The organism is Paucibacter sp. B51, assembly GCF_027863535.1.
In the GTDB taxonomy this organism is placed as follows: Bacteria; Pseudomonadota; Gammaproteobacteria; order Burkholderiales; family Burkholderiaceae_C; genus Paucibacter_A; species Paucibacter_A aquatilis.
In genome coordinates, this window is record NZ_JAPIVN010000001.1 from 1743080 (window position 1) to 1762452 (window position 19373).

General features: G+C 67.3%; 19 protein-coding genes and 1 pseudogene. 15 read left to right on the top strand and 5 right to left on the bottom strand.

The window, feature by feature from the left end; genetic code table 11:
* Positions 1 to 80: 80 nt before the first annotated feature.
* A pseudogene (locus OOB33_RS24525) lies at positions 81 to 257 on the bottom strand (helix-turn-helix domain-containing protein); the annotation flags it as partial.
* A 116-nt stretch (positions 258 to 373) separates the two neighbouring features.
* Positions 374 to 1210 carry a helix-turn-helix transcriptional regulator gene (locus tag OOB33_RS07385; protein ID WP_271008201.1) on the bottom strand — a complete coding sequence of 279 codons (837 nt, stop codon included), beginning with the start codon at positions 1208 to 1210 and terminating at the stop codon, positions 374 to 376.
* Between the two features lie 172 nt (positions 1211 to 1382).
* On the opposite strand from OOB33_RS07385, the gene OOB33_RS07390 reads away from it, so the two are divergent.
* Positions 1383 to 2483, top strand: coding sequence for a serine hydrolase domain-containing protein (locus OOB33_RS07390; protein ID WP_271008202.1), 1101 nt, complete (start codon positions 1383 to 1385; stop codon positions 2481 to 2483).
* A 165-nt stretch (positions 2484 to 2648) separates the two neighbouring features.
* Here the strand turns inward: OOB33_RS07390 and OOB33_RS07395 are convergent, their stop codons facing one another.
* A complete protein-coding gene (locus tag OOB33_RS07395) occupies positions 2649 to 3092 on the bottom strand; it encodes a hypothetical protein (RefSeq protein WP_271008203.1) in 444 nt (147 codons plus the stop codon).
* Between the two features lie 416 nt (positions 3093 to 3508).
* Between OOB33_RS07395 and OOB33_RS07400 the strand changes: the two genes are divergently transcribed.
* The 8 genes from OOB33_RS07400 to OOB33_RS07435 all read left to right on the top strand — a co-directional run bounded on the left by OOB33_RS07400 (position 3509) and on the right by OOB33_RS07435 (position 13237).
* Positions 3509 to 3679 (top strand): hypothetical protein, encoded by a 171-nt coding sequence (locus OOB33_RS07400; protein ID WP_171827374.1) that lies wholly within the window; start codon positions 3509 to 3511, stop codon positions 3677 to 3679.
* Positions 3676 to 4677, top strand: a complete 1002-nt coding sequence (locus OOB33_RS07405) for a LacI family DNA-binding transcriptional regulator (RefSeq protein ID WP_102768186.1) — start codon at positions 3676 to 3678, stop codon at positions 4675 to 4677. Before OOB33_RS07400 ends, OOB33_RS07405 begins: the two co-directional genes overlap by 4 nt.
* A 90-nt stretch (positions 4678 to 4767) precedes the next feature.
* Entirely contained in the window at positions 4768 to 6012 is a 1245-nt protein-coding gene (locus OOB33_RS07410; protein WP_271008204.1) for an AGE family epimerase/isomerase, read from the top strand.
* On the top strand, positions 6005 to 6946 hold the full coding sequence (locus tag OOB33_RS07415; RefSeq protein WP_271008205.1) for a carbohydrate kinase family protein: 942 nt from the start codon (positions 6005 to 6007) through the stop codon (positions 6944 to 6946). Before OOB33_RS07410 ends, OOB33_RS07415 begins: the two co-directional genes overlap by 8 nt.
* Positions 6943 to 8400, top strand: coding sequence for a glycoside hydrolase family 47 protein (locus tag OOB33_RS07420; protein WP_271008206.1), 1458 nt, complete (start codon positions 6943 to 6945; stop codon positions 8398 to 8400). Before OOB33_RS07415 ends, OOB33_RS07420 begins: the two co-directional genes overlap by 4 nt.
* 269 nt (positions 8401 to 8669) lie before the next feature.
* The gene (locus OOB33_RS07425) at positions 8670 to 11171 is read left to right on the top strand and encodes a GH92 family glycosyl hydrolase (RefSeq protein ID WP_271008207.1); all 2502 of its coding nucleotides are present in this window, start codon (positions 8670 to 8672) and stop codon (positions 11169 to 11171) included.
* Positions 11172 to 11259: 88 nt separating this feature from the next.
* Entirely contained in the window at positions 11260 to 12516 is a 1257-nt protein-coding gene (locus OOB33_RS07430) for a sugar MFS transporter (protein ID WP_271008208.1), read from the top strand.
* Between the two features lie 322 nt (positions 12517 to 12838).
* Positions 12839 to 13237 carry a hypothetical protein gene (locus OOB33_RS07435; protein WP_271008209.1) on the top strand — a complete coding sequence of 133 codons (399 nt, stop codon included), beginning with the start codon at positions 12839 to 12841 and terminating at the stop codon, positions 13235 to 13237.
* A gap of 15 nt (positions 13238 to 13252) precedes the next feature.
* Here OOB33_RS07435 and OOB33_RS07440 read toward each other — a convergent pair whose 3' ends face one another.
* On the bottom strand, positions 13253 to 14164 hold the full coding sequence (locus OOB33_RS07440; protein WP_271008210.1) for a LysR family transcriptional regulator: 912 nt from the start codon (positions 14162 to 14164) through the stop codon (positions 13253 to 13255).
* Between the two features lie 193 nt (positions 14165 to 14357).
* On the opposite strand from OOB33_RS07440, the gene OOB33_RS07445 reads away from it, so the two are divergent.
* Together OOB33_RS07445 and OOB33_RS07450 are read left to right on the top strand one after the other, a co-directional pair.
* Positions 14358 to 15251 (top strand): MBL fold metallo-hydrolase, encoded by an 894-nt coding sequence (locus tag OOB33_RS07445; RefSeq protein WP_442953039.1) that lies wholly within the window; start codon positions 14358 to 14360, stop codon positions 15249 to 15251.
* Positions 15245 to 15922 (top strand): DsbA family protein, encoded by a 678-nt coding sequence (locus tag OOB33_RS07450; RefSeq protein ID WP_271008212.1) that lies wholly within the window; start codon positions 15245 to 15247, stop codon positions 15920 to 15922. Before OOB33_RS07445 ends, OOB33_RS07450 begins: the two co-directional genes overlap by 7 nt.
* Positions 15923 to 15958: 36 nt before the next feature.
* Here OOB33_RS07450 and OOB33_RS07455 read toward each other — a convergent pair whose 3' ends face one another.
* Positions 15959 to 16264 (bottom strand): hypothetical protein, encoded by a 306-nt coding sequence (locus tag OOB33_RS07455; protein WP_271008213.1) that lies wholly within the window; start codon positions 16262 to 16264, stop codon positions 15959 to 15961.
* Positions 16265 to 16493: 229 nt separating this feature from the next.
* Between OOB33_RS07455 and OOB33_RS07460 the strand changes: the two genes are divergently transcribed.
* From OOB33_RS07460 to OOB33_RS07475, 4 genes are all read left to right on the top strand, one after another.
* Positions 16494 to 16676: a DUF2256 domain-containing protein gene (locus tag OOB33_RS07460; RefSeq protein ID WP_171827384.1), complete on the top strand. Its 183-nt coding sequence runs from the start codon at positions 16494 to 16496 to the stop codon at positions 16674 to 16676.
* Between the two features lie 36 nt (positions 16677 to 16712).
* Entirely contained in the window at positions 16713 to 17078 is a 366-nt protein-coding gene (locus tag OOB33_RS07465; protein ID WP_102768176.1) for a hypothetical protein, read from the top strand.
* 25 nt (positions 17079 to 17103) lie between these two features.
* Positions 17104 to 18036: a class I SAM-dependent methyltransferase gene (locus OOB33_RS07470; protein WP_271008214.1), complete on the top strand. Its 933-nt coding sequence runs from the start codon at positions 17104 to 17106 to the stop codon at positions 18034 to 18036.
* Positions 18037 to 18244: 208 nt separating this feature from the next.
* A complete protein-coding gene (locus OOB33_RS07475) occupies positions 18245 to 19366 on the top strand; it encodes a GGDEF domain-containing protein (protein ID WP_271008215.1) in 1122 nt (373 codons plus the stop codon).
* The last annotated feature ends 7 nt before the right edge of the window (positions 19367 to 19373 follow it).

Consider the following 19373-nt stretch of genomic DNA (forward strand, 5'->3'; position numbering starts at 1 on the left):
GGGTCAAGGGTCGGCTCGGGGTCGGGTCGGCTCGGGGTCAGGCCTTAAACCTGAAAGCAAGACCTGACCCTTGCCGAGCTTCACCCCGCCCGAACCCGGTACTCACCCGCCGTCACTCCAAAACGCGCTCGGAAGCTGCGGCTCAGATGGGGCTGGTCAAAGAAGCTGCAGTCCTGGGCCACCTCGCTGAGGTTGAGGCGGCTGTGGGCCAGCAGCTTGGCGGCGCGCTGCAGGCGGTGTTGGCGCGCGAAGTCGCCCGGTGAGCATCGGAAGGGGCACTGAGGGTCAAAGGGGCACTGAGGGTCGGCACTGAGGGTCCGGCACTGAGGGTCAGACCTTAAATCTCAAGGCAAAACTTGACCCTTGCCGTTCTTCAACCCGCCCGAACCCGGTACTCACCCGGCGTCACCCCGAAACGCGCCCGGAAGCTCCGGCTCAGATGGGGCTGGTCGAAAAAACCGCAGTCCAGCGCCACATCGCTGAGGCTGAGGCGGCTGTGTGCCAGCAGGTTTGCGGCGCGCTGCAGGCGGTGCTGGCGCGCGAAGTCGCCGGGTGAGCAGCGGAAGTGGCTGCGGAAGGCCCGCGCCAGATAGACGGGGTGCAGGCCCAGCTCTTGCGCCAGCTTGCACAGACCATGGTTGCCGACGGTGTACTGGCTGTCATCCCGCAAGGCATCGCGGCATTGCAGCAGCCAGGGCGGCGGGCGGCCGTGCTGGCGCTCCTGGTCGCCGGCCACCGCTGCGGTCAGCTCGGCCGCCAGGCTGTCGAGGTCCAGTGCTTCACTGTCGGGGCTTTGAGTCAGGCGGAGCGCCCGGGCCAGCAGCTGCCGCGCCACCGGGCCCGACAAGGCTACGGGTTCGGGCGGCAAGACCATGGTCTGGCTGAGCGAGCCCCAGAGGCCAAAGCCCAGGTCCAGCGAGATGAAGCGTGCCTCGGCCAGCGGCTGCGAGGCGGCAAAGCAATCGGCGTGCACCGTGCCTGGCGGGTTGAACACCAGCAGGGGGTCGCCTTCGCCTTTGCCTGCGCCTTCGTCAGCCGCCCCGCGCGCTGTGCTGGCATAGCGGCCGCGTGCCACCAGCACGAACTGGGGCTCGATATGGCAATGCTCGGGGACCTCATGCGCGGCCAGCGAGGGCACGCAGTGGCTGAGCGCCAGGTCGTGGGCGTGCAGGGCGTTCAAGCGGTGGCCGATGGGTTGGGGCAAAGGCATGCGGGCCAGTATGTCAGCGGCGGTCACCTGGCCCAAAAGCCATGGGCCTGCCCTGCTAGCAAGCGAACAAGAAAACAAAAGAACAAGCACCCGCTCAGGTTGCTTGCGTACAAGCCAGCAGCTCAGGGCCTTTGCTAGGCTGGCCCCCAAGTTCAACGCCCTGGAGCCCTGTGTGAAGCGACCCGTCCATCTTGTCGTCCTGTCCTGCTCTTTGCTGTTCTTGTTGGTGTTCAGCGCGGAAGGCGCCTCCGCGCAGACGCCACCGCTGCAAGCGGCCGATGCCGCGGTGCGGGCCGGCCAGTTCCAGGCGATCACCAGCATCGTGATCGCCCGCAAGGATCAGCTGGTCTTCGAGGCCTACTACGACCCGGAGGGGCGCGAGGCGCTGCGCAACACGCGCTCGGCCACCAAGTCGGTGGCGGGCATGTTGCTGGGCCTGGCCATTGCCGATGGGCATGTGGCCAGCGTCAAGGCCAGCGTGCTGGAGCACCTGCCGCGCCAGGCCGAACACGGGCGCCGCGAGCCCCGCAAAGCGGCCATCAGCTTCGAGGACCTGATCACCATGAGCGGGCCGCTGGAGTGCAATGACTGGAACGAATGGTCGCGCGGCAATGAGGAGCGCATGTACCTGGTCGAAGACTGGGTGGGCTTTTTCTGGGAGCTGCCGATGCGCGGCTTTCCGGCCTGGGCCACCGCGCCCAAGGACTCGCCGCACGGCCGCGCCTTCAGCTACTGCACGGCAGGGGTCAGCACCGTGGGCGCGGCCTTGAGCGCGGCGGTGCGCGAGCCCCTGGCGCAGTACGCGCAGCGCCGCCTGTTCGAGCCGCTGGGCATCACGGCGGCCCAATGGCAATTCATGCCGGCCGTGCCGCAGCAGCAACCAGCCGGGCCTCCGATCCCGCAAGCCGGTGGCGGGCTGGGCTTGCGCAGCCTCGATTTGCTCAAGCTCGGCCAGCTCTACCGCGATGGTGGCCGTTGGCAAGGCCGGCAGCTGATGCCCGCCGCCTGGGTGGCGGCCTCGCTGAGCCCGCAGGCGCGCATGGAGGATGGCACGGACTACGGCTACCTGTTCTGGGGCCATCAGTTCCAGGTGGGCGAGCGCCGCATCCGCAGCTGGGCCATGAACGGCGCCGGCGGCAACACGGTGCAGATCATTCCCGAGCTGGACGCCGTGGTCGTGATCACCAGCAGCAACTACCAAGTGCGTAACGCCCCGAAGCTGACCATGGATTTGCTGGCCAAGCACCTGCTGCCGGCCTTGCTGGCGAATTGATGGAGGGATCGGGGGGGGGGCATTGAACCGCCAAGGCCTGGCGCGCCAGTGAGAGAGGGTCAGGTCTTGCTCAAGCCAGGGCTTGAGGCGGGAGGCCTGACGCTGGGCCAGGCGTGGTAACGCCGAGCTTGCGAGCCTGATCCCGGAGTGGGATTCGGCCGGCCCTCACACCTTGGCGAGAAACGCCGCCGCGTCGTCCGCTTCACAGGGCCAGTCGGCGAAGACACCGACCAGATTGCATTCCACGCAGTGGCAGCCGATGTAGTACCAGCGAACCTTGTGGCTGCCCTCAACCACGGAGACGCCGGACATCAGCTCGAACACCTCGTTCTCGCACACGCACTCGTGCGTCTCAGGCTGGGCGCCTTCCAGATGGTCGGCGCTGTCGCCCATCAGGTGTTCCTGGCCGCAGTCGGTGCAGGTGCGGATGGCCACGCCGGCTTCTTCATCGCTCTGCAGCGCGAAGCTGCGGCAGCCGCAGCTGCTGCATTTGGATGCGGCGAAACGAGTGGCCTCGTGGCGATTCGCGATGCTGTAGCTGCGCAGCTCGGCTTGGGTGTCACCCGAGGTCGTGCCGTACCAGAACTCGCCTTTTTTCGTCAGTGCCATGGATGCGGCTCCGTTCTTCGTTCGTTCATTTACTCATTCATTCATTTATTCAGGATGGGCTGAGCGGCGGGCCTGACGCCCCGCTTGCCCTGATCTGCCGGATTCTGCCTGGAGGCCCGGCGAATCGGCATCCAGGGCTCCCGGGGCGAGTGGTCGCCTGGCGGCGTGTCGCTGGATGATGAACAGAAAACCTGAAGGCGCGGTCCGCGGCCTGGCCTTCTTGTTCACGACGCAAGCCCTGCGCTGACGCCACCCCGCTGCGTCCAAATTCGCCTGTCGAGATTGAGTGCTTCGCGCTTGTTTAGTAAACCGCGCTAAAAACGCCTGTCTTCCGTCGCTTTGGTTGACGCTCAAAAAGGCGCTGGATATAAACATCACCCATGAACAAAGCCGGGTGAAGTGCCTTCGCCCGCGCCTTGCAAGCGCACGATGATGCGTTTATTAAACCCAAGACCGAGAACACCGGAGACACCGTGTTGCTGCTGAAGATGATTTCAGAATCGCCGCTGCTGGGCTTGTTGCGCGTTCGCGCAGCGCCGATCGGCGCGCCGTCTTGCCTGCTCCGGCAACCCGGAGTGCCGGCATGAGCGGAAACGGCAGCGGGGTCACCATCCGCGACATTGCCGAGGCCACGGGCTTGTCGATTGGCACCGTGTCGCGGGCGCTGAAGAATCAGGCCGGCATGACCGAGGTGACGCGCAACAAGGTGCGCGAGGCGGCGCAGCGTCTCGGCTATGACCTCTCGCAGTTGAAGAAGGGACGCATCCGGCGTATCGCCTTCCTGCTGCACAGCCAGCACAACACGCTGGCCTCCAGCCCCTTCTTCTCGCCGGTGCTGCATGGCGCCGAAGCCGCTTGCCGGCGCGAGGGGATTGCGCTGTCCTTCATCGTCGTGGGCCCGGCCGAGCCAGTGCTGGAGCAGGTGCGGGTGCATGCGCCCGATGCGATCCTGTGCGCCGGCTTCTTCGAGCCCGAGGTGCTGAGCGCGCTGATGCTGACAGGCAAGCCCATGGTGCTGGTGGACATGAACCGGCGCGGCATGTCCTCGATCAACCCGGACAATGTGCTGGGCGGCTACCTGGCCACGCGGCACCTGCTGCGCAATGGCAAGCGGCGCATCGCCATGCTCTCGGGCTCACCCGCGCACTACAGCATCCAGCAGCGCATCCGCGGCTTTCGCCGTGCGCTGTTCGAGGCCAAGGTGCATGCCGACCCCGAACTCGAAGTCATCGTGCCCACCATGGGCGAGGGCGACGAGGGCGTGATGGAGGCCATGCGCAGCCTGCTGGCTCTGCCCAAGCGGCCCGACGCCGTGTTTTGCTACAACGACAGCACCGCCCTGGTGGCGATGAAGACCTGCGTCAACGAAGGCTTGAAGATTCCCTACGACATCATGGTTGTCGGCTTCGACGACATCAGCAGCGCGGCCGTGGCCGTGCCGCCGCTGAGCACGGTGCATGTGGACAAGGAGGCGCTGGGTGCCTCGGGCGTGGAGCTCTTGCTGCGCCTCAAACCCGATGAGCCCCCCACCGAACTGGTTCTGCCGGTCGAGATGATCGTGCGTGAAAGCAGCAGTGACGATTGATTCATTCATGGACCCATTCCCAAGCATGCAAGGCATGGCCATGAAGCGATCGACACCCGCCTCACGCCTCTAACTTTTCAATTCACCACCATGTCCAATCTCCCCGACTTTCGCTCTCGGGCGGTGCTGCTCGCCCATGCGCAGCACAGCATGAGCTTCTACCACCCGCGCTGCATCGACTGGAGCGGTGGCATGTACCACTTCTTCAAGGACGATGGCCGGGTCTACGACGCCGAGCAGCGCCATCTGGTCAGCAGCACGCGCTTTGTGTTCACCTACGCCATGGCCTACCGCCATTTCGGCCAGCCCGAGTACCTGGACGGCCTGCGCCATGCGCTGAAGTTCCTGCGCGAGGCGCACCGCGACACCGAGTTTGGCGGGTACAGCTGGCTGCTGCGCTGCCACAGTGGCGGCCGTGAAGTGCTGGACGGCACCCAGCATGCCTACGGCCAGGCCTTTGTGCTGCTGGCCTACTCGCATGCGCTGATGGCCGGCCTGGAAGAAGCGCGGCCCTGGGTGGCCGAGACCTTCGAGCTGATGGAGCGCAGCTTCTGGGAGCCCGAGGCCGGCCTCTATGCCGACGAAGCCAGCCGCGACTGGCGCGAGCGCGGCAGCTACCGCGGCCAGAACGCGAACATGCATGCCTGCGAAGCGCTGCTGGCCGCCTACCGTGCCACGGGCGAAACGCGTTATCTGGAGCGCGCCTACACCGTGGCCTTCAACATCACCCAGCGCCAGGCCGAGCGCTGCGGCGGCCTGATCTGGGAACACTACGACAGCAACTGGCAGCCCGACTGGCAGTTCAATATCGAGGACCCGGCCAATCTGTTCCGCCCCTGGGGCTACCAGCCCGGCCATTTCACCGAGTGGGCAAAGCTGCTGCTGCAGCTGGAGTCGCTGGGCGGCGCCCTGGAGCGCGACCTGAGCTGGGCCCTGCCCACGGCCGAGCGCCTGTTCAAGGTGGCGGTGGAGAAGGGCTGGCATGCCGAGCATGGCGGCCTGTGCTATTCCATCTCGCCCGAGCTGAACATCTGCGACGCGGACAAGTACTTCTGGGTGCAGGCCGAGAGTGCGGCCGCCGCCGCCATGCTGGCCCAGCGCACCAAGCACCCCTTCTACTGGGACTGGTACGAGCGCCTCTGGGCCTACAGCTGGACGCATTTTGTCGACCACGAGCATGGCGCCTGGTGGCGCATTCTCGATGCGCAGAACCGCAAGTACAGCGACGAGAAGAGCCCAGCCGGCAAGGTGGACTATCACACCATGGGTGCCTGCTATGACATCGTGGCGGTGCTGGATGCTGCGGATGCGGCCGGGGAGCGAGGCCATGCATGACGCACCGCTGATGCTCTGCGCCGGCGAGGCGCTGACCGACATGATCCACCAGGGTGGGGCGCAGTGGCTGGCCCGCGTGGGCGGCTCCACCTGGAATGTGGCGCGTGCGCTGGCGGCGCTGGGCGAGCGCACGGCTTTTGCCGGGGCCGTCAGCGCCGACCGCTTTGGCGATGAGCTCTGGGCCGCCAGCGAGGCCGTGGGCCTGGACCTGCGCCTGATGCAGCGCGCGCCGCGCTCGCCCCTGCTGGCCATGGTGGAGCAGGGCGAGCCGCCGCGCTACTTCTTCATCGGCGACGACAGCGCGGACCTCTATTTCGACCCCACGGCCCTGCCCGAGGGCTGGTCGCGCAAGCTGCGCTGGGCGCACTTCGGCGGCATCAGCCTGGCGCGCGAGCCGCTGGCCGGCCGCCTGGTTGCCCTGGCCGAGCATTTGAAAGAGCAGGGCGTGGCCATCAGCTACGACCCGAATTACCGCAAGGTGATGGACGAACGCTACACGCCGACGCTCCATCGCATGGCCGCCGTTGCCGACCTGATCAAGGTCTCGGACGACGACTTGCGCGGTTTGTTCCCAGGGCTGGAACTGGATGCAGCGCTGCAGCGCCTGCGCGCGCTCAACCCCAGTGCGCTGTGCCTGCTGACCCGCGGCGGCCACGGTGCCAGCCTCTACCGTGGCGAGGAGCGCGTGGACGCCACAGCACCGGCCGTGGCGGTGGTGGACACGGTGGGTGCGGGCGATGCCAGCGCCGCCGGTCTGCTCTACAGCCTCAGCCGCCACCCCGATCGCCTATTGCAAGCCCATCTGCACGCGGCCCTGGCCGCCGGCTCCGCCGCCTGCCTGCAGTCGGGCGCCACCCCACCGACACCGCTGGCCATGGGCCAGTTGTTCGATCAGCTTCAAGAACAGCACGCGAAAGAGAAGGTTCCCTCATGAGTCACCATTTCTTGCCCTTGATTTCTTTGCCCTCGATGTCCTCGTCCTGGGTTCCGGCTCCGGCGCGCCGCGCGCTCAGCGGCCTGTGCCTGGCTGCCGTGGCCACCCTGGCCACCTCGGCCCAGGCCGCGCCGCTGCCCGCGCTCAAGCCCGTCAGCGAGGCCGAATCGGCCCAGCTGGCCCAGCGCGTCAAGGAAGAAACCCGCCACGCCTGGCGCGGCTACAAGCAGTACGCCTGGGGCCAGGACGCCCTCAAGCCCCTGAGCAAGAGCAGCCACAACTGGTACAAGAGCTCGCTGCTGATGACCCCGGTCGATGCGCTCAGCACCTTGCTGGTGATGGGCCTGAAGGAAGAGTCCGACGAGGCGCGCGAGCTGATCGCCAGCCAGCTGAACTTCGACCAGGACCTCTCGGTGCAAAACTTCGAGATCACCATCCGCCTGCTGGGCGGCCTGGTGTCCGCCTACCAGCTCAGCGGCGATGCCCGATTGCTGGCCAAGGCGGAAGACCTGGGCAAGCGCTTGCTGCCGGTGTTCGAGTCGCCCACCGGCCTGCCCTACACCCATGTCAATCTGCGCAGCGGCAAGGTCAGCGGCACGATCAGCAACCCGGCCGAGACCGGCACGCTGATCATCGAGTTCGGCATGTTGAGCAAGCTGACGGGCCAGCCGATCTATTTTGAGAAAGCCAAGCGCGCCCTGGTGGAAACCTACCGCCGCGCCTCACCGGACGGCGTGGTCGGCTCGGCCATCAACGTCGAGACCGGTCGCTGGGAGCGCACCGATGCCCACATCGGCGGCGGTATCGATTCCTACTACGAGTACCTGTACAAATGCTGGCGCCTGTTCGGTGACAACGAGTGCAAGGCCATGTGGGACCACAGCATTGCCGGCGTCAACAAGGTGCTGGGCGACGAGACCAAGACGGGCTTCTGGTACGGCCACGCCGACATGAACACCGGCCGCCGCACCAAGACCCAGTACGGCGCGCTGGATGCCTTCATGCCGGCCCTGCTGGCCATCGGCGGCGACATCAAGCGCGCGCGCAAGCTGCAGGAGTCGAACCTGCGCATGTGGCGCTTGCACGGCATCGAGCCTGAGTCCATGGACTACAAGACCATGAAGGTGTTGTCGCCCGAATACGCGCTGCGCCCCGAGATCGTCGAGTCGGCCTACTACCTGCACCAGCTGACCGGTGAAGCGCGCTACCGCGCCATGGGCCGCGAGTTCTTCGAGGACTTCGTGCGCCACTGCCGCACGGAAGCAGGCTATGCGGCACTCAAGGATGTGCGCACCAAGGTCCATGAAGACTCGATGGAAAGCTTCCTCTTCGCCGAGACCTTCAAGTACTTCTACCTGCTGTTCTCGCCGAAATCGGTGCTGGACTTTGACGCCGTGACCTTCAACACCGAAGCCCACCCGATGCGCCTGTCGGCGCCGGTGCAGGCGCGCTGAGCAAGGAGTTTGCCATGAAGCAATTGGCTAGGTTGTGTGTTCGGGTGCTACTGCGTGAGACGCAGGCTGGCGACGCACCCCTGCGACTCCATGTCCTCCGCCCGCTTCGCGGGCTCCCCCTTGACTTACGTCGCAGGGGCACGCCTCCAGCCTGCTTGGCGCCTGTAACAAACGGGGCTTTTGCGGAACGCCAGATGGTGGGCCGCGGCGGACGGTGGGTGGGTGCGGCCACGGAAGTCAAGGAGGAGGCCGCGGAGCGGCCGGGGGACATGAAGTGGACGTACCCAGCCGCCGTCCGCCGCAACGCCTGGCCTTTGCGCATGCGCAGCCTACTGGGCTTGCTGGCCGGCTTCTGCCTGCTGCCGGCCGCCGTGCCACTGCAGGCCGAGGCGGCACCGCTCAGCGTGGGCAGCATGCCCGTCAACACCTTTATCGGCACCCAGGACGACGGCAACACCTTCCCCGGAGCGTCCGCGCCCTTCGGCATGATCCAGGTCAGCCCGACCGGCGAACATTACGCCGGCTGGCGCTACAACGACACCCGCATCCGCGGTTTCGGCCATTCCTACCTGTCCGGCGCGGGCTGCTGGGAGCAGGGCGGCCAGCTCTCGGTGCTGCCGGTCACGGGGCGCATCGCCCCGGGCGGTGATTTCGACACGGCCAAGGTCGGCAGCTTTGACCACAAGCGCTACGCGGCCGAGTACACACATGCGGGCGAAGTGGGCCAGGCCGGTTACTACAAGGTGCAGCTGACCAGCTACGGCGGCATCACCGCCGAAGCCACGGCCCTGACCCGCGCGGCGGCCGAGCGCTACCGCTTTGCCGCGGGCGCGCCCACCGGCCATGTGCTGGTCAATCTGGGCCAGGCCAACGAGAAGCACTCGGTGGTCGGCAGCGAGCTGCGCGTGGGGGACGACCAGCGCAGCATCGAAGGCAAGATCACGACCAAGAGTTTTTGCGGCGGCGCTCAGTACACCACCTGGTTCCGCATGGTTTTCGACCGACCTTTTGTGGCCCATGGCATCTGGGACGGCGCCGGCGCCTGGCCCGGCGCCAAGGGGCCCAGCCACCAAGGCGAAGCGCGCCCGCACGGCGCCTGGCTGAGCTTTGATCTGCAAGGCGGCAAGTCGGCGGTGACGGCGGTCAGTGCCATCTCGCATGTCGATGCCGAAGGCGCCCGCATCAATCTGCGCGCCGAGGGCCTGGCCCCAGGCGGCGAGCCGCTGAGCTTCGACGCCATGCGTGCCAAGGCCGAGGCCAACTGGCAGCGTGAGCTGAGCAGCGTGCGCATCGAAGGCGGCAGCGTGGACGACCGCACCGTGTTCTACACCGCGCTCTACCACTCGCTCTTGCAGCCCCTGACCGGCAGCGATGCCGACGGGCGCTACCGCGGCTATGACGATGCGATCCACACGGCCAAGCATCACGGCAAGGACTGGACCTATTACGAGTTCTTCTCGCTCTGGGACACCTACCGCACGCAGAACCAGCTGCTGGCCCTGCTGCGGCCCGAGCGCGCGCGCGACATCGCCTACTCGGTGCTGAAGATCCGTGAGCAGGGCGGCTGGCTGCCGCGCTGGGGCTATGCCAATTTCGAGACCAACATCATGACGGGCGATCCGGTGACGCCTTTCCTGGTGGACCTGTGGCGCCTGGGCGCGCTCAAGGGCCGCGAGCGCGAGGCCTACGCTGCCCTGCGCGAGAACGCCTTTGGTGTGCCGCCACACGGCATTCGCGCGCAGGGGCGGGCGGGCAACCCCAGCTATCTGAAGCAGGGCTTCGTCCAATACGACCGTGGCTTTGTCTCCAAGGGCATGGATGTGGACCCGCACCACGGCGCCTCGTCGACGCTGGAATACGCGCTGGCCGATGGCGCCCTGGCCGAGATGGCCCAGGCCCTGGGCCACAAGCAGGATGCCCAAGTGCTGGCCCAGCGTGCCCTGAACTGGCGCCGCATCTGGGACGAGCGCGTGCTGGATGCGCCCACCGGCCAGCGCGGCTTTCCGCGCCCGCGCCGTGCGGACGGCAGCTGGTTCACCGAGTTGAACGGCGGCTATGACCCGCGCTCCGAGCGTGGCTTCCACGAGGGCACGGCCTGGCAATACCAATGGCTGGTGCCGCAGGACATCCCCGGTCTGGTGTCGGCCATGGGTGGCCCGGCGGGGGCGGCGCAGCGCCTGGACCACTTCTTCGACTACGAGGCCCTGCTCGCCGATCCGGCGGCCGCAGTGCGCAAGTCCTGGGTGGTGGGGCCGTACAGCTATTACAGCCAGTTCCGCTACAACCCGAACAATGAGCCCGATCTGCATGCGCCCTGGGTCTACACCCTGATCGGCCAGCCCTGGAAGACGGCCACCGTGCTGCGCGCCGCCGAGACCTTGTTCGGCAATGCGCCCAACGGCGTGACCGGCAATGACGATCTGGGCACCATGTCGGCCTGGTATCTGTTCAGCGCCCTGGGGCTTTACCCCGATATGCCGGGCAGCGGCCGCTTCCTGCTGCATGCGCCGCGCTTCGCCCGTGCGGAGATCGACCTTGGCAGCAGCGGCCGCAGCCTGCGCATCGAAGCGCCGGAGGCGAAACCGGGCGAGCGCCGCTTTGTCGAGGCCGTCACATGGGCGGGTGGCGCACACCATCCGGTATGGCTCTCATGGGAAGCCCTGCAGTCGGGTGCTACCCTGAGCTTCAAGCTGAGCCCGCAGCCCGACCCACAAGGTTGGGGCACGCGCGCCCGCGATTTGCCCAAAGCGCCAGCAGGGCTCAAGCCCTGAGCCCTGGCTCCGAGCCTGGCGCTCGGAGCCCGCAGCGATCCACACCACAAGCCACACCCGACAAGACCCACAACAGGAGACAGATTCAATGGCAAACATGGCACACCACAGCGCGCCTCAGGCGGCGGACATCCAGGGAGGCAGCGGCGCCGAGCCCGGGCAGCACACCAGCGCCCTGGTCATCGTCACCCTGCTGTTTTTCATGTGGGGCCTGATCACCTCGCTCAACGACGTGCTCATCCCCCACCTCAAGGCCATCTACACCTTGAGCTATGTGCAGGCCATGCTGGTGCAGTTCTGCTTCTTCGGCGCCTACTTCATCGTCTCGCTGCCAGCAGGTGCGCTGATCCGCCGCATCGGTTACCAAAAGGGCGCGGTCGCCGGCCTTTTGATCGCGGCCTGCGGCTGCGCGCTGTTCTACCCGGCGGCGTCCAGCGGTTACGGCGTGTTCCTGTTTGCCTTCTTCGTGCTGGCCTCGGGCATCACCGTGCTGCAGGTGGCGGCCAACCCCTACGTCACCGTGCTCGGCCCGGCCCGCACGGCGTCCAGCCGCCTGACCCTGACGCAGGCCTTCAACTCGCTCGGCACCACCATCGGGCCGGCGGTTGGCGGCCTGTTGATCCTGTCGGCCGTGGGCACGGCGGCCGATGCGGCCACGGTGCGCGGCCCCTACCTGGGTCTGGCAGCGGCCCTGGCCTTGTTGGCCGTGCTGTTCTGGGCCGCCAAGCTGCCGCAGATCAGCGACAGCGAAACCGTCAGCACCGGCGCGGAAGACAAGGCTTCGGCCTGGTCGCACCGCCACTTGGTGCTGGGTGCCATCGGCATCTTTCTGTACGTGGGCGCCGAGGTCAGCATCGGCAGCTTCCTGGTCAACTTCCTCGGTGAATCGCACATCGCCGGCCTCTCGCATGGCGACGCTGCGCATTACGTCAGCGTCTACTGGGGCGGCGCCATGATCGGCCGTTTCATCGGCTTTGCGGTGATGCGCACGGTCAGCCCGGGCAAGACCCTGGCTTTCAACTCGCTGGCGGCCATCGCCCTGGTGCTGGCGGCCGTGTTCGGCAAGGGCAGTGTGGCCATGTGGGCCATCCTGGCCGTGGGCCTGTGCAACTCCATCATGTTCCCCACCATCTTCAGCATGGCGCTGAACGGCCTGGGCAAGCACACCGGCCAGGGCTCGGGCATCCTCTGCATGGCCATCGTCGGCGGCGCCCTGGTGCCGTTTGCGCAGGGCGCCATGGCCGATGCCATGGGCGTGCAGACCTCCTTCCTGCTGCCTGCCGCCTGCTACGCCTTCATCCTCTACTTCGGCGCCAAGTACGCGTCCATGTACGCGGCCAAGTGAGGCGCGCGCACTGAACCGGCGGGGCGAGCGAACATCGCCCCGAGCTGGAGCAAAAAAGAAGAAGCCGCCGCGCGGGGCACCGCGTCGGCGGCTTTCTTTTTTGCGCGGCGTGACTGCATGACTTTCGACCCACCAGGCGCGGCACGGACGACCTTGGTGGCCTGACCGACTGTCCCCGAGATTTGCCGCTTGATCCGCGGATTTGCGAGCTCTGTCTCGTGCCGGCTGACGCGCACCGATGCTCTGCGTAACTTGATGCTCCCCCGGTGCGCTGCCTGGCTGTCGTTCGGCCGCGCTGGGGCGTCGTCCTGGAGTACGCATCATGTTGTTGAAGTCACCCACCCTCCGTGCCGCTCTCGGCGCGCTCATGCTCTCTGCAGTCAGCTTGTGCGGGGCGCCCAGCGCCCGAGCCTCGGCACTGACGCCCGAGCAGGCGGCGCAGAGCGGCCGCCCGTCGGTCTGCCCGGCAGTGCAGGAGCAGCTGGCCGAGTTGCTGGCCAGCAGCCAGCAACGCAACGGCCGCGAGGCGGATTTGAGCGCCGAGTTTGAAGTCGATGCCCAGGGCCGCGCGCGTGCGCTCACGGTCCAGGGACCTCGGCGTTATCACAGCCCTGTGCGCATCGCCGTGTCCAGCCTCGACTGCCAGGGCGGCCGGCCGCAGCGCTATGCCCTGAACCTGCGCTTTGCGGACAGCTTCAGCGCCAAAGCCGACAAGCGCTGAATCCGGCGCAGCGCTTCACCAGGGCACGGCCTCGAAGCGCGCCACCAGAAAGTCCAGCAAGGCCCGCAGCGCCGGCGAGAGGTGGCGGCGCGAGGGGTAGAGCGCGTAAATGCCCATCTCGGGGGGCGACCAGTCCGGCAGCACCTCGCGCAGCCGGCCGCTGGCCAGGTGCGGGTTGGCCAGATAGCGCGGCTGCAAGGCCAGGCCGCCGCCGGCCAGGGCGGCCTGCAGCAGCGAGGTGGCTTCGTTGGCGCTGAAATGGCTGCGCAAGGTCACGGCGCTGCGTTCCTCGCCGCGGCTGAGCAGCCAGGTGCTGCGGCCGAAATTGGCGTAGCTCAGGCACAGGTGGCGCTCCAGATCGGCGGGCTGCTGCGGTTCGCCCTGGCGGGCAAGGTAGTCGGGCGAGGCCACCAGCACCGAGGCGCAGGGCGCCAGGCGCCGGCCGATCAGGGCCGGGTCGGGCTCGGCGCTGATGCGGATGGCCAGGTCGATGCGTGCTTCGACCAGATTGAGTGCGCCCTCGCTGGCATTGAGATCGATCTTGAGCATGGGGTGTTGGCGCAGAAAGTCCACCACCGCTGCCGCGAGCTGGGCGTAGGCGAACGACATGCTGCAGGTCAGGCGCAGCTGGCCGCGCAGCTGGCCGCCGCGGCCGTCCGGCCCGTCGCCGAGGCCGCTGGTTTCTTCTTCCACATCCTGCTGCAGGGCCAGCATCTGCTGGCTGCGGCGCAGGCAGTGTTCGCCCGCATCGGTCAGGGTCAGGCTGCGCGTGGTGCGCTGCAGCAGACGCGCTTCCAGCCACTCTTCCAGCGCCGCCACATGGCGGGTGACCATGGCGCGCGACATCTCCAGCCGCTCGGCTGCGGCGCTGAAGCTGCCGGTGTTCACCACCTCCACAAACACCTGCATGGCGCGCAGTCGATCCATGATTTGCTCGAAACGTGAAACAGTGATGTGAAGTTTAGGTGGTTTATCTGATCGTTTTGCGAAATTAAAGTTCGTTTCATCGCGTAGAGGCCCGGGCCCAACCCGGTCCTCGCCGCTTTCGCTGAACCTCAGACCCCCGCGGCCCCGGCCGCCACCGATTGGAGAACCCACCATGAACTTCCGCAGCACCGTTTTGGCCACCGCCACCGCCCTGAGCCTGGGCGCCACCGCTTCGCTGGCCCAGGCCGCCGATGTCAGCCCGGCCAGCACCCCGGCCTCCGCCCCGGCTCTGAGCCTCAAGGTCTACAACGCCGACAGCCGCAGCTTCAACGTCAACTCGACCCTGATCTACGGCGAGAAAGAGGCCATGGTCATTGACGCCGGCTTCACCCGCGCCGACGCCTTGCGCATCGCCGCCCAGGTGCTGGACAGCGGCCGCAGCCTGCGCACCATCTACGTCAGCCAGGCCGACCCGGACTACTACTTCGGCGTCGAGACCCTGAAGCAGATCTTTCCGCAGGCCGAGGTGCTGAGCACGCCCGCCGTGCTGGCCAAGCTGGCGCCCAAGATGGCCGGCAAGCTGGCGTTCTGGGGCCCCAAGATGGGCGCCAATGCGCCGAGCCAACCGGTGCTGCCGCGTGCCATCGAGGGCAACACCTTGACCTTGGACGGCCAGTCCATCGAAATCCGCGGCACACAAGGCCTGCTGGCGCACCGCCCCTACGCCTGGATCCCATCCATCAAGGCCATCGTTGGCAATATCGCCGTGGTCGGCCAGATGCATGTCTGGACGGCCGACACCCAAAGCGCCGCTGAGCGCGCCGCCTGGGTGGCCCAGCTGGACGAGATGGCCGCCCTGAAGCCGGCCCAGGTGGTGCCCGGTCATATGGCGGCCGGCACCCCGCTGGATGCCAGCGCCATCCGCTTCACCAAGGACTATCTGCTCAGCTTCGAGAAGAACCTGGCCGCCCACACCCAGAGCGCCGATCTGATCGCGGCCATGAAGAAGGCTTACCCCAACTTGAGCGAGGGCGCGCTGTCCCTGGACATCGGCGCCAAGGTCAACACCGGTGAAATGAAATGGTGAGCCGCGGTGCAGCCACGGGCCTGAGTCTGCACTACCTGTTCGACCCCCTGTGCGGCTGGTGCTACGGCGCCGCGCCCTTGATCGATCGCCTGGCGGTGCATTTGCAGGGCGTGCCGGGCACCGGCCTGAGCCTGGCGCCCACGGGCTTGTTCAGCGGCAGCGGGGCGCGCCGCATGGACGCCGGCTTTGCCGACTACGCCTGGGCCAACGATGTGCGCATCGAGCAGCTCACCGGCCAGCGCTTCAGCGAGCGCTACCGCCGCGAGGTGCTGGGCCAGATCGGCGCCAGCTTCGATGCCGGGCCGGCCTACCTGGCCTTGAGCGCCGTGGCCCTGACAGCGCCCGAGCGCGAGCTGGAGGCTTTGCGCCACATCCAGCAGGCCCGCTATATCGAGGGCCTGGACATCACCGCGCGGCCGCCGCTGATCGACTTGCTGCAAGCACACGGTTTGCATGCCGCGGCCGAGCGGCTGCAGGAGGCCGATGCCGATCTGTTGGCGCTGGAGGCGCAGCGCCGCGAGCAGATCCAAGCCCTGATGCGCGAGCTGGGCTTGCACGGCGTGCCGGCCCTGGTGTGCGAAACGCCGGCGGGCCGTCGCGTGATCCGCGGCCAGGCGCTGTACGGTGAGTTCTCGGAGCTGCTGGCCGAGCTGGGGCTTGTGCAGGTTTGACGGGCTTGCGCCGGGGAACCGGGGGCAGGGACGGGGTCAGTGCCAGCCCCGCACGAGCTGCCCGATGCGCGCCCGGCGCGGCAGCTCGGAGCTGCGGTGCCGGTAGGGGTTGCGCTCGTGGGCGTGGCGCTGGCGCTCGCTGAGCCGGCTCAGGGCGACCCGCCCTTCCCAGCCGCATTGCCGGTCGCGGCAGCGGTAGCGCCAGGATGGCACCAGCCAGCTCCAGATCCGGTCCAGGGAGCGGCGGCTGACACGGTGCACGCCGCTGTTGCAGCAAGGGCAGCGCCAGGCTTCGTTTTCGCAGGGAGCGAACTGGGTGTCTGAGCTGAACGAGAGCTTCATGGGGCTGCTTTCCTGGGCGGTGTGTCTGCGCGAGGGGCGGGGCCGTGCCTGGAGGCCATGCCCGTGCTGACGATGGATGCAACGATAGTCCGCGCGGCTCATGCGGTCTGTGCGTTTCGTCACAGATGCCATGCGGCCTTTTCCCACGCGCCACCGGGCTTCACGGCGCTTTGCTGCGGCTTTTGACCCCGGTCACAAGTCCGCTCTGGCTTTGGCGTATCGTGCCGGCATGAAGGAAAAGTCACGCAGCGAGGCGCCGGGTTCTTTTCGCGGCAACAAGGCCAGCCTGCCGTCCAAGCCCTGCCTGGCCTGCGGTCGGCCCATGAGCTGGCGCCGCAGCTGGGCCAAGAACTGGGCCGAGGTCAAGTACTGTTCCGAGCGCTGCCGACGCAGCCCCGCGAAGGCGGGCTGAGTCACCCGGCCACCCCGAGCGAAAGACGCTTTCACCATGTCCCGCTTGTTCCAGAAGCTCCCAGGTTTTCACAAGGCCGCGCCGGGCCTGGAGCAGCGCATCTGGCGCCGCCTGCCGGCCCTGCTGTTCTGGGGCACGGCGCTACCGCTGCTGGCCCTGGGTGCTTTGTGGCTGGCCAGCTGGTCCTCGGTCGATGCGCCGGCCGGCCCGGCCGAGCGTGCGCTGGGCCTGTGGATGTACGGCCTGCTGGGCTGGCTGTTGCTGCACTGGAGCTTGTGGATTGCTGTGGCCACTGGATGCTTTGTGGTGCGGGTGATGAAGGGGCCGGCCTATGTGGCCGATGCCTACCCCTTGCCGGATGCCGCGGCCATGGCTTCGGTCGACGCGCCACCCAAGGACTGACGCCCGGGCGGCGAGAATGCCGCCCATGCAAGCGCTTCTCCACGCCATCGCCCAGATGGCTTCTCTGCCCAGCGAGGCCCAACGCCTCTTCCATGGCCGCGGCGGCCTGTTCCCCGGATGCGAGCAATTGTCGCTCGATGCTTTTCCGCCCGTTTTTGTGCTGACCAGCTTCGCGCCGGCCGGTGAGGACCAGCTGGCCGCCGTGCATGAGGCCCTGGCCCGACGCCTGGCCGAGATCGCGCCCGGGCAGGCGCTGAACTGGGTCTACCAATGCCGGGCAGAGGGCCAGCTGGAAACCCGGCTGATGGCCGGCCAGGTGCCCGAGCCCCATGTGGTCAGCGAAGGCGGCCTGCGCTACCTGGTCCATGTGCTCAAGGGCCAGAACCACGGCCTGTTTCTGGACATGGCCGAGGGCCGGCGCTGGTTGGCCGAGCAGGTGGCGGCACAGCCTCAGCCCGAGCGCCTCAAGGTGCTCAATCTGTTTGCCTACACCTGCGCCTTCTCGGTGGTGGCCCTGCGTGCCGGGGCCGGCCAGGTGATCAATGTGGACATGAGCGACGGTGCCCTGGCCACCGGCCGGCGCAACCATGTGCTCAACGGCCTCAGCAGCGGCGCCAGCTTTCTGGCCCACGACATCTTCAACTCCTGGGGCAAGATCGGCCGTGCCGGCCCGTATCCGCTGATCATCTTGGACCCGCCCAGCTACCAAAAAGGCAGCTTTGTCGCCACCAAGGACTACGCCCGCCTGATGCGCCGCCTGCCTGATCTGCTCACGCCTGGGGGCCAGGTCTTGCTCTGTCTGAACACGCCCAAGCTGGGCATGGCTTTTTTGCAGGATCAGATGGCCGAGCTGGCGCCGGACCTGCGCTTTCTGCGCCGGCTTGAGAATCCCCCCGCTTTTGCCGATATCTCGGACGAGCGGGCGCTCAAGGTGCTGGTCTACCAGGCGCCGGCCTGACACCTGCCGCTGCTACCATCGCCGCGCCCATCCTGACCGAACCGGCCCGTCTCCCGGGTTCCTTGATCTTGCCAGCCTTGCTTTCCTGTCCGCGCCGGCTTCGGCCCGCGCTTCTTGTGGCCTCGCCCTGCGAGCCCCTGTGTTGTGTGGGCGCCTGCGCCCCAAGCCGCCTCGGGGGGCGTGGCGCGCTGGCGCCGTGCCTGACGGTATGAAGGGCAAAGACAGCCTGCAGGGCGAAACGCCCAGCCTGGCCGCGCGCCTGACTGCGATCAAGCGCACGTTTCTGGAGCGCCTGTGGGGCGGCCTGCTGGTGATCGCCGGCATCGGCATGCCGTTGTCGGTGATGCGCAGCCTGGGCACGGGTTGGTTGCCGGTCTACTGGCTGCACATCCTGCTCGGTGCCTGCGTGCTGGCCGTGTATTGCTGGCGCAAACGGCTGTCTGAAACCACCTTGTCGGGCCTGTTCATCGGCCTGTGCTGGGTGGTGGGGGTGTCGGGGGTGTTCAGCTTCGGCATTGCCGCATCCAGCATCTTCTGGCTGGTGCTGAGCTGCCTGATCGCCGGCATCGTTCACTCGGTGCGCATCACCTTGATGCTGGCTTTCAGCTTGGTGTTGGTGCTGTCGGTGGCGGGTGCCGGCCATGTCGGCGGCTGGTTGCAAGCGTCCATCAATCTGGAGCGCTACCAAACCCTGCCATCGGCCTGGCTGAGCTTGATCTTCGTCAGTCTGATCTTTGTGTACTTCATCATCCGCGCGGTCGGGGCGCAGAACGCCGCCTTGCTCGACCTGCTGGGCGAGCTGGAGGCGCAGCGTCAGGTGATCGAACGCAGCGCCACACACGACCAGCTGACCGGTCTGCCCTCGATGCGCCTGGTCGAAGACCGCATCGGCGTGGCCATGCACCAGGCGCGGCGCAGCGGCGGCAAACTGGCCGTGCTGTTCGTCGACCTGGATGGCTTCAAGGCCATCAACGACAACCACGGCCACCCGGTCGGCGACCAGGTGCTGCGCGAAGTGGCGCAGCGCATGCGTGGCTGCCTGCGGGCCCAGGACACGGTGGCGCGCATCGGTGGCGATGAGTTCCTGGTCATCCTGCCGGCCATGAGCGAGCTTGGCGCAGCGGCCAAGGTGGCGCAGAGCCTGATCGCGGCCGTCTCCCAGCCCTGCCCGATCGAAGGCCGGGTGCTGCAGGTGGGCGCCAGCGTGGGCATTGCCGGTTTCCCCGACGATGCCGACAGCGGCGCCGAGCTGCGCCGCAAGGCCGATGCCGCCATGTACCGCGCCAAACGGGAAGGCAAGGGGCGCTATCGGTTTTTCTCGCAAGGCTAGCCGCCGG